Below are 9,170 nucleotides of genomic sequence, written 5' to 3'. Positions count from 1 at the left end.
CCCCTGGGTACCTAGGGGCGCGGGGAACTGCGCAGTCTTTTGGCTTTTAGGGGCGCGGGGAACTGCGCAATCGTTAGGGCCCGCCCCCACCGGGGCCGCACACGACACCGCCAGCGCCAGCGGCTACGCGTTGGTCGCCGCCACCCACCGCTCCAGCGTCCGCAACGCCGCGCCGGAGTCGATCGCCTCCGCGGCGCGAGCCATCCCGCCGCGGATCTGCTCGGCGAGCGGTCCAGGGCCCGGCGCGAGCGCCACCAGCGCCGCCGCCGAGTTCAGCAGCACCGCGTCCCGTACAGGCCCGCGCTCCCCCTGAAGCAGCCGTCGCGCGACATCCGCGTTGTACGACGCGTCAGCTCCCCGCAGCGCCTCCACGGGCACCAGCTCGATCCCCACGTCCCGCGGATCGAACGCCTCCTCGCGCACCTTGCCGTCCCGGACGACCCACACCCGGGACGTGGCCGTGGTGGTCAGCTCGTCGAGCCCGTCGTCGCCGCGGAAGACGAGTGAGGAGTTGCCGCGCTCGGCGAGGACCCCGGCCACGATGGGCGCCATGGGCGCGTGCGCGACCCCGACCGCCTGGGCCCGTACCCGGGCCGGATTGGTCAGCGGGCCGAGGAAGTTGAAGGTCGTGCGGATGCCCAGCTGCCCGCGCGCCGCCGCCACGTGCCGCAGCGCCGGATGGAACTTCACCGCGAAGCAGAAGGTGATCCCGGCCTCCTCGGCGACCTCGGCCACCCGCCGCGGAGTCAGCTCCAGGTTGACGCCGAGCTTTTCGAGGACGTCCGAGGCACCGGACGCGGAGGACGCGGCGCGGTTGCCGTGCTTGACGACCTTGGCACCCGTACCGGCGATGACGACGGCCGACATCGTCGAGATGTTGACGGTCTTCGCCCCGTCTCCGCCGGTGCCGACGATGTCGACGGTGTCGCCCGGCACCTCGATCACGTTGGCGTGCGCGTACATCGTGCGCACCATGCCGGAGATCTCCTCGACGGTCTCGCCCTTGGCCCGCAGGGCCACCGCGAACCCGGCGATCTGCGCGTCGGTCGCCTCGCCCCGCATGATCAGGTCCATCGCCCAGGCCGTGTCGTCGGCGCTCAGGTCGCGCCCGTCCAGCAGGCCGTTCAGCAGGGCGGGCCAGGAACGGCCCGCCGCGAAGTCGCCTCCAGCGGGGGTCACAGCACTCATCTGCCGCTCCTGGTTTCGTGTGCGTGGATGTGGGTCCACCCTATCCAGCCCCCGGGACGGCAAAGAGCCCCGTCCATGCAATGGACGGGGCTCCTGCCGTGGCGGACAGGTGGTGATCAGTGGTGGCCGTGGCCGCTCGTGATCTCCTTGTACTCCTCGGCGGTCGGCTTGGGGATCTGGCCGTCCTCACCGAAGTAGGCGGTGCTGAGCTTGGCGCGGAGCTTCTGCGGGCCCTTCACCTTGCGCTCGACACCGTTCTCGTCGACCGTCGGGCCGATCTCGGCCGGCTGGTACTGCTCGTGCGCCGTGAGGGTGTGCATGGCCTCCTGGCTGAGCGGCTCGTGCACCTCGACGAACTCACCGTGCGGCAGGCGCTTGATGATGCCCGACTCGCGGCCGTGCAGCACCTTGTCCTTGTCCCGGCGCTGCAGGCCGAGGCAGATGCGCTTGGTGGCGATGAACGCGAGCACCGGTCCGAGGAAGAACCCGATGCGCACGAACCACGTGACCGTGTTGATCGACAGATGGAAGTGGGTCGCGACGATGTCGTTGCCACCACCGATCAGCATGATCATGTACGCGGTCACCCAGGCGACACCGAAGGCCGTGCGGGTCGGGGCGTTGCGCGGGCGGTCCAGGATGTGGTGCTCGCGCTTGTCCCCGGTGACCCAGGACTCGATGAACGGGTAGAGCGCGATGAGCGCCAGGAAGACACCGAAGATGACCAGCGGGATGAGCACACCGAGGACCAGCGTGTGGCCCCAGATGTTGATCTCCCAGCCTGGCATGGCACGGATCAGACCCTCGGCGAAGCCCATGTACCAGTCGGGCTGGGCGCCGGTGGACACCTGGTCCGGCCGGTAGGGCCCCAGCACCCAGATCGGGTTGATGGACGCGACCGCGGCCAGCATGGCGATGAACCCGAAGACCAGGAAGAAGAAGCCTCCGGCCTTGGCCATGTAGACCGGCAGCAGCGGCATGCCGACGACGTTCTTGTTGGTCTTTCCGGGACCCGCGAACTGCGTGTGCTTGTGGTAGAAGACCAGGATCAGGTGGCCGACCACGAGCCCCAGCATGATGCCGGGCAGCAGCAGGATGTGGATCGAGTAGAACCGCGCGACGAAGTCGCCGCCCGGGAACTCCCCGCCGAACAGGAACATCGAGATGTACGTGCCCACGATCGGCATCGACAGGATGGCGCCCTGGGTGAAGCGGACACCGGTGCCGGAGAGCAGGTCGTCCGGGAGCGAGTAACCGGTGAACCCGGTGAACATGCCCAGGACGAACAGCAGGAAGCCGAACAGCCAGTTGATCTCACGCGGCTTGCGGAACGCGCCGGTGAAGAAGACGCGCATCATGTGCACGAACATGCCGGCCAGGAAGACGATCGCCGCCCAGTGGTGGATCTGCCGGATGAGCAGACCGCCGCGGACGTCGAAGCTGATGTCCACCGTGGAGGCGAACGCCTCCGACATCAGCTGCCCCTGGAGCGGGACGTAGCTTCCGTGGTACTCGATCTCGTTCATCGAGGGGTGGAAGAACAGCGTCAGATACACACCCGTGAGGATGATGATCAGGAAGCTGTAGAGGCAGATCTCGCCCAGCATGAAGGACCAGTGGTCCGGGAAGATCTTGCGCATGTTGGCCTTGGCCAGGGAGTAGATCCCCAGCCGGCCGTCGGCCCAGTCGGCGACGCGCTCGCCGGCCGGTGCCTTCTCTCGCGAACGTCCCGGCGCGCCGGCGTCCGAGGGGTTCGGGGTGGTCGTAGTGCTCATCCGCGCTCCCAGAAGGCAGGACCGACGGGCTCTTCGAAGTCGCCGTGCGCCTCAAGATAGCCCTCGTCGTTCACACCGATCCGCAGCTGCGGAAGGGCGTGACCGGCCGGGCCGAAGATGACTCGGGCACCGTCGGAGAGGTCGAAGGTGGACTGGTGGCACGGGCAGAGGACGTGGTGCGTCTGCTGCTCGTACAGGGAGATCGGGCAACCGACGTGGGTGCAGATCTTCGAGTACGCCACGATGCCCTCGTGGGACCACTCAAGTTCCTGCTTGTCCTTGATGTTCTCCGGCTGGAGCCGGACGATCATCAGGGCGGCCTTGGCGATCTCGGTCTGGAAGTCGTGGTCGTGCTCCTCCAGGCCCTCGGGCTTGGCGAAGGTGAGCGAGCCCACGGCGACGTCGGAGGGACGCAGCGGCTCGTCGGTGTTCATGTTGACGAGCAGCTTGCCCTTGGACCACAGGGTGTGCCGCAGCTTGTCCTCCGGCAGCGGACCGAGGTCGCGCAGCAGGACGATGCCGGACAGCGGGAACAGGGTCAGCGCGCCGAACATCGTGTTGCGGATGAGCTTGCGGCGGCCGAGCGCGGATTCCTTGGCGCCCTGCTTGAAGTCGGCCAGGACCTTGGCCTTGACCTCGGGCTCCGCCGCGATGGCGTGGCGCTCGTCGGCCATCTCCTCGTCGGACATCAGGGTGCGGGCCCAGTGGACCGCGCCCGCGCCGATGCAGAACAGCGCCAGGCCGAGTGTCATGCCCAGGGCGAAGTTCAGACCGCTGATGTGGCCGAGCGGGAAGATGTAGACGATCCGGTCGGCCGGGATCGTCACGAAGGACGCGATGAAGCCGACCGTGGCCAGCATCGAGAGCGTGAACAGCAGGGCGACCGTGCGCTCGGAGCGCTTGGCGGCCCGCTCGTCGATGTCCTGGATGCGGTGCTCGTGCGGCGGCAGACCGGGATCCGCGAAGGGATCCTTCTCGTTCGGCACGCTCACGTCACCGTGCGCCTGGGCGTGCTCGTCGGCGGCCCGCTCGGCGGGCAGGTTCTCTTCTGGAATGTCTTGGCTACTCATGACTTCTTGGCCTTTGCGGTCCGGGCGGCGACCCACACGGCTACGGCGATCAGACCGCCGAGACCGAAGATCCAGCCGAAGAGGCCTTCACTGACCGGCCCGAGGCCGCCCAGCTCCAGACCACCGGGGCTCTCCGAGTCGTCGCTGTTGACCGCGTCGAGGTACGCGATGATGTCCTTCTTGTTCTTCTCCGTCAGCGTGGTGTCGGGGAAGGACGGCATGTTCTGCGGGCCGGTCTGCATGGCCTCGTAGAGGTGCTTCGGGTCGACATCCTCCAGCGTCGGGGCGAACTTTCCGTTCGTCAGCGCGCCGCCCTTGCCGGTGAAGTTGTGGCACTGCGCGCAGTTGGTACGGAACAGCTCCCCGCCCTCGGCGATGTCCGCGCCCTCGGGGTTGTACTGCTCCTCGGTCGGCACGTTCGGACCGGCGCCCAGCGAGGCGACGAACGCCGCGAGCTGGTCGATCTCCGCCTGCGAGTAGATGACCTTCTTCTTCGGAACCTGCGCGCCCGGCTGCTGGGCGGGCATGCGGCCGGTGCCGACCTGGAAGTCGACGGCCGCGGCACCCACGCCCACCAGGCTGGGACCGTCGGTCGAGCCCTCACCGCCGGTGCCGTGGCAGCTGGCGCAGCCGACGGCGTAGAGCTTCTTGCCCTCGTCGATGGCGAGGGACTGGGCGGATGTATCGGCCTGTGCCTTGTCCGCGGGCGCGAACGCGGTGTACAGCCCCCCGGTGGCCGCCAGCGCGAGGAGTAGGACGACGACCGCCGCCAGCGGATGGCGTCGTCGTGCGGAGAGCTTTTTCACGGATTACCCCGGTGTCAGGATCTTCAGCGTCGATGCTTCTGGAATGTACGCGGGAACTGGCCCGGCTACTTGATCATGTAGATCGTGGCGAAAAGGCCGATCCAGACGACATCGACGAAGTGCCAGTAGTAGGACACGACGATGGCGGCGGTCGCCTGCTCGTGCGTGAACCTGCGGGCCGCGTAGGTGCGCCCGAGGACCAGCAGGAAGGCGATGAGACCACCCGTCACGTGCAGGCCGTGGAAGCCGGTGGTCAGGTAGAACACCGAGCCGTACGGGTCGGACGAGAGCGACAGGCCCTCGTGCTTGACCAGCTCGGTGTACTCGTACACCTGGCCGCCGATGAAGATCGCACCCATCACGAAGGTGACGATGAACCACATCCTGAGCTTCTTCACGTCCCCACGCTCGGCAGCGAAGACGCCGAGCTGGCAAGTGAGGGAGGAGAGCACCAGGATCGTGGTGTTGGTCGCCGAGAACGGGAAGTTCAGGGCGGACGCCATTTCCTTCCAGTGGTCGGGACCGGTCACCGATCGGAGGGTGAAGTACATCGCGAAGAGGGCCGCGAAGAACATCAGCTCGGAACTCAGCCAGATGATGGTTCCGACGCTGGTGAGGTTCGGCCGATTGACCGACGGGTGCGCGTGCCCGGTATCTACTGTCGTTGCTGTCGCCACGACCGACATTATGTCGGTCGCTTATCCCGCCCTCACCTTGGGGGGTGCCGTTCGGGGTGTCTGTGGGGTGTGTCCAGCCCATATGGCCCATCGAAGCCCTGTCCGAACCGGTGTTGACGAGGTGATCGAGGGAGTAGCATCCGCGCATCGGACCCTGTCCGTCTCTGTCTCTACGACGCTGACGTCCCGGAGGAAGAATGCAGCCGACCGCAACGGTGCTGGTCTACAGCGACGACTCCAACACCCGCGAACAGGTGCGGCTCGCCACGGGGCGCAGGCCCGCGACCGATGTCCCCCAGGTGGAGTTCATCGAGTGCGCCACCCCCGCGGCGGTGATCAAGGAGCTGGACCGCGGCGGGATCGATGTCTGCGTGCTGGACGGTGAGGCCGTTCCCGCGGGCGGGATGGGGATCTGCCGGCAGATCAAGGACGAGATCTTCAACTGTCCTCCCGTGCTGTTGCTGATCGGGCGGCCGCAGGATGCGTGGCTCGCCACGTGGAGTCGGGCCGATGCGGCTGTGACCTTGCCGGTCGAGCCTGTGGAGTTCGCCGCCGCTCTGGCGGGGCTGCTCCGCAGCAGGGCCGCCTTGAGCGCGTAGGCGCCGTCCTGGATGGCGTGGTGGGGCGACTGCGGGTCCGCTGTGGCTGGTCGCGCAGTTCCCCGCGCCCCTGACGGGGCCTTGCGGCCCCTCTCGGGGCCGCCCTATGCCGGTTCCGGGGTGAGTCTCAGGCGGGACTCCGCGGAGGGGCCCTCCGGGGTGTCGGCGGCGAGGGCGCTGCCCTTGCGCCAGTTCTTCCAGGTGAGGTTCCAGTCGCCGAAGCCGTTGCCGAACGGGTCCATCATGTCGCCGTACGAGTTGACGACCTTGACGATGTCGCCGGCGCGGACCGTCTCGAAGAACCACTCGGCGTTGGCGGTGCTCATGCCGGTGCAGCCGTGGCTGACGTTGGCGGCCCCCTGCGAGCCGGCGGACCAGGGCGCGGCGTGCACGTACTCGCCGCTCCAGGTGACCCTGGTGGCGTAGTAGACGGGCAGGTCGTAGGAGTCCGCGGTGCCCTCGGCGATGCCGATGCTGGTGCCGCGCATCCGTACGAAGTACTCCTTGCCCAGCACCACCTTGACGCCGTTGCGGGTGTCGAAGCCCGGCTTGCCGGTGGTGACCGGGATCGTGTTGATCGCCTCACCGTTGCGGTAGACCGTCATCGAGTGCGCCGCGGCGTCCGTCACGGCCTCCAGCCGATCGCCCGTGGTGAGCGTCAGGGGCTTGGCCTTGCCGCCCCACAGGCGCTCGGCCACCTTGATGCCCGCGAGGTTGCTGTGCGCCCGCACGGTGGCGTGGGCGGGCCAGTACTCCTTGGGCCGGTAGTGCAGTTCCTTGTCGTCCACCCAGTGCCAGGCGCCCTCGACCGCGGGCTGCGACTGCACCTTGAGGGCCCGCTCGACGACCGCGCGCGCCGCCCTGTCCTTGACCGGGGCGCTGAGTTCGGCCGTGACGGGCTGGCCCACGCCGTACGTGCCCTTGTCGGGGCCGAACGTCACGTCGAGCCGCTTCTTGGTCTTCGGGACGCTGGTCTCGAAGTCGACGGTCCTGCGCCCGGGCGCGCCGTCGTCGTCCTCGGTGCTCACCCGCACCGTGTAGTGGGCGCCTGCGGCCAGCGGCGAGGTGCTGTGCCACCGGCCTCCGTCGGCGGTCAGTTCGCCCGCCACGTACCGTCCTGCGGCGTCCGTGGCCGTCACGTCGGTGATCCGGCCGCCGGAGTCCCTGGCGGTGATCTCCAGGGGCTTGTCCGGGTCGGCCTTCTTCCCGTCGCTCACGGCGGCGCTGAAGGAGAGGTCCTTCGCCGCGTCGTAGGGCTCGGCCGAGAGCGGATGGCCGCCGGAGCCGCAGGCCGTGACGCCCGCGCCTATGGCGACCAGCAGCGCCGTGCAGCCGGCGGCGGTACGGTTCCGCGGGCGCGCCGGGCCGGCTTCGGCGCTCCTGGGGGAAGCTGAGTGGCTCATGTCCCGAGCGTAGGAACCGTGGTCCCTGACGGCTCGCCCATTGCGCCGGGCGGGGGACGGATCGCGTGGCAAAAGGGGGAAGCCCGGACCTCCTGACGGGTGTCCGGGCTTCCGTGCGCTCAGCGCGTGTTACTGATTCTGGTTCTCTCCGCGGTAGTACTCGAAGACCCAGCCCCACAGGCCGATCATGATGATCGGGGCCGAGAAGAAGAGCAGCCACCAGCCGAAGACGACGCCCATGAAGGCGAGCGCGCCGCCGATGCCGAGGGAGAGCGGCTGCCAGCTGTGCGGGCTGAAGAAGCCGAGCTCACCGGCGTCGTCCGCGACGTCGGCCTCCTTGTTGTCCTGTGCGCCCGTGTCGACCCGCCGGGCCGTGAACCACAGGTAGTAGCCGATCATGACGCTCAGGCCGAAGCCCAGGAAGAGCGCCGTGGTACCGGCCGGCTCCTTCGACCACACGCCATAGACGATCGCCATGACGAGGATGAAGACGGCGAGCCAGATGAACATCTTGCCCTGGACCTTCACTTGCCCGCCTCCTTGCCGCCGGCGAGGGCCTTCTCACCGTGACCGGCGTTCTCCAGCTGGTCGAGGGCGGCGATCTCGGGGTGGTGCAGATCGAACGCCGGGGATTCGGAACGGATCCGCGGCAGCGTGAGGAAGTTGTGCCGCGGCGGCGGGCAGGACGTGGCCCACTCCAGCGAACGGCCGTAACCCCACGGGTCGTCGACCTCGATCTTCTTGCCGTACTTGGCCGTCTTCCAGACGTTGTAGAAGAACGGCAGGATCGACAGACCCAGGACGAACGAGCTGATCGTCGAGATCGTGTTCAGCGCGGTGAAGCCGTCGGCCGCGAGGTAGTCCGCGTAACGACGCGGCATGCCCTCGGCGCCCAGCCAGTGCTGGACGAGGAACGTCCCGTGGAAGCCGATGAACAGCGTCCAGAAGGTGATCTTGCCGAGGCGTTCGTCGAGCATCTTGCCGGTGAACTTCGGCCACCAGAAGTGGAAGCCGGAGAACATCGCGAACACGACCGTGCCGAACACCACGTAATGGAAGTGCGCCACCACGAAGTACGAGTCCGAGACGTGGAAGTCCATCGGCGGCGACGCCAGGATGACACCGGTCAGACCACCGAAGGTGAAGGTGATCAGGAAGCCGGTGGCCCACAGCATCGGGGTCTCGAAACTCAAGGACCCCTTCCACATGGTGCCGATCCAGTTGAAGAACTTCACGCCGGTCGGTACGGCGATCAGGAACGTCATGAAGGAGAAGAACGGCAGCAGCACACCGCCGGTGACGTACATGTGGTGCGCCCACACCGTCACGGACAGACCCGCGATGGCGATGGTCGCGCCGATCAGGCCCATGTAGCCGAACATCGGCTTGCGGGAGAAGACCGGAATGACCTCGGAAATGATGCCGAAGAACGGCAGCGCGATGATGTACACCTCTGGATGGCCGAAGAACCAGAAGAGGTGCTGCCACAGCAACGCTCCGCCGTTGGCCGAGTCGAAGATGTGTGCGCCGAACTTCCGATCCGCCTCCAGCGCGAACAGCGCGGCGGCGAGCACGGGGAAGGCGAGCAGCACCAGGACCGCGGTGAGCAGCACGTTCCACACGAAGATCGGCATACGGAACATCGTCATGCC

At 67.7% G+C, this 9,170-nt stretch carries 9 protein-coding genes; 1 reads left to right on the top strand and 8 read right to left on the bottom strand.

Features of this window, described 5'->3' with window-relative positions; all coding sequences use genetic code 11:
* Nucleotides 1–123 precede the first annotated feature (123 nt).
* The 5 genes from trpD to ACFWGJ_RS37470 form a co-directional block, all read right to left on the bottom strand.
* Nucleotides 124–1,188, bottom strand: coding sequence for an anthranilate phosphoribosyltransferase (gene trpD / locus ACFWGJ_RS37490; RefSeq protein ID WP_387333443.1), 1,065 nt, complete (start codon nt 1,186–1,188; stop codon nt 124–126).
* 116 nt (nt 1,189–1,304) lie between these two features.
* On the bottom strand, nt 1,305–2,963 hold the full coding sequence (locus ACFWGJ_RS37485) for a cytochrome bc complex cytochrome b subunit (RefSeq protein ID WP_387333442.1): 1,659 nt from the start codon (nt 2,961–2,963) through the stop codon (nt 1,305–1,307).
* Nucleotides 2,960–4,033: a Rieske 2Fe-2S domain-containing protein gene (locus ACFWGJ_RS37480; protein ID WP_387333441.1), complete on the bottom strand. Its 1,074-nt coding sequence runs from the start codon at nt 4,031–4,033 to the stop codon at nt 2,960–2,962. Before ACFWGJ_RS37480 ends, ACFWGJ_RS37485 begins: the two co-directional genes overlap by 4 nt.
* Nucleotides 4,030–4,839 carry a c-type cytochrome gene (locus tag ACFWGJ_RS37475; protein ID WP_107017431.1) on the bottom strand — a complete coding sequence of 270 codons (810 nt, stop codon included), beginning with the start codon at nt 4,837–4,839 and terminating at the stop codon, nt 4,030–4,032. The genes ACFWGJ_RS37480 and ACFWGJ_RS37475 overlap by 4 nt, the downstream gene beginning before the upstream one ends.
* Nucleotides 4,840–4,904: 65 nt before the next feature.
* On the bottom strand, nt 4,905–5,525 hold the full coding sequence (locus tag ACFWGJ_RS37470; protein WP_107017430.1) for a heme-copper oxidase subunit III: 621 nt from the start codon (nt 5,523–5,525) through the stop codon (nt 4,905–4,907).
* Nucleotides 5,526–5,713: 188 nt separating this feature from the next.
* On the opposite strand from ACFWGJ_RS37470, the gene ACFWGJ_RS37465 reads away from it, so the two are divergent.
* On the top strand, nt 5,714–6,115 hold the full coding sequence (locus tag ACFWGJ_RS37465) for a hypothetical protein (protein WP_387333440.1): 402 nt from the start codon (nt 5,714–5,716) through the stop codon (nt 6,113–6,115).
* A gap of 104 nt (nt 6,116–6,219) precedes the next feature.
* Here the strand turns inward: ACFWGJ_RS37465 and ACFWGJ_RS37460 are convergent, their stop codons facing one another.
* From ACFWGJ_RS37460 to ACFWGJ_RS37450, 3 genes are all read right to left on the bottom strand, one after another.
* Nucleotides 6,220–7,518, bottom strand: a complete 1,299-nt coding sequence (locus ACFWGJ_RS37460) for an Ig-like domain-containing protein (RefSeq protein ID WP_387333439.1) — start codon at nt 7,516–7,518, stop codon at nt 6,220–6,222.
* 129 nt (nt 7,519–7,647) lie between these two features.
* Nucleotides 7,648–8,046 (bottom strand): cytochrome c oxidase subunit 4, encoded by a 399-nt coding sequence (locus ACFWGJ_RS37455; RefSeq protein ID WP_210883345.1) that lies wholly within the window; start codon nt 8,044–8,046, stop codon nt 7,648–7,650.
* Nucleotides 8,043–9,170, bottom strand: a 1,128-nt coding sequence (locus ACFWGJ_RS37450; RefSeq protein WP_387333438.1) for a cbb3-type cytochrome c oxidase subunit I, incomplete at its 5' end; no start/stop codon positions are given. The genes ACFWGJ_RS37450 and ACFWGJ_RS37455, both read right to left, overlap by 4 nt.

Source organism: Streptomyces sp. NPDC060205, from assembly GCF_042728395.1.
GTDB lineage: Bacteria > Actinomycetota > Actinomycetes > Streptomycetales > Streptomycetaceae > Streptomyces.
The sequence above is the reverse complement of the archived record's forward strand: the minus strand, read 5'-3'. Positions and strand labels throughout refer to the sequence as shown.

What these genes read in the sequence shown, in the direction of transcription:
- trpD (WP_387333443.1), bottom strand. Translation starts at nt 1,188, where the DNA reads ATGAGTGCTGTGACCCCCGCTGGAGGCGACTTCGCGGCGGGCCGTTCC.
- ACFWGJ_RS37460 (WP_387333439.1), bottom strand. Translation starts at nt 7,518, where the DNA reads ATGAGCCACTCAGCTTCCCCCAGGAGCGCCGAAGCCGGCCCGGCGCGC.
- ACFWGJ_RS37465 (WP_387333440.1), top strand. Translation starts at nt 5,714, where the DNA reads ATGCAGCCGACCGCAACGGTGCTGGTCTACAGCGACGACTCCAACACC.
- ACFWGJ_RS37480 (WP_387333441.1), bottom strand. Translation starts at nt 4,033, where the DNA reads ATGAGTAGCCAAGACATTCCAGAAGAGAACCTGCCCGCCGAGCGGGCC.
- ACFWGJ_RS37470 (WP_107017430.1), bottom strand. Translation starts at nt 5,525, where the DNA reads ATGTCGGTCGTGGCGACAGCAACGACAGTAGATACCGGGCACGCGCAC.
- ACFWGJ_RS37485 (WP_387333442.1), bottom strand. Translation starts at nt 2,963, where the DNA reads ATGAGCACTACGACCACCCCGAACCCCTCGGACGCCGGCGCGCCGGGA.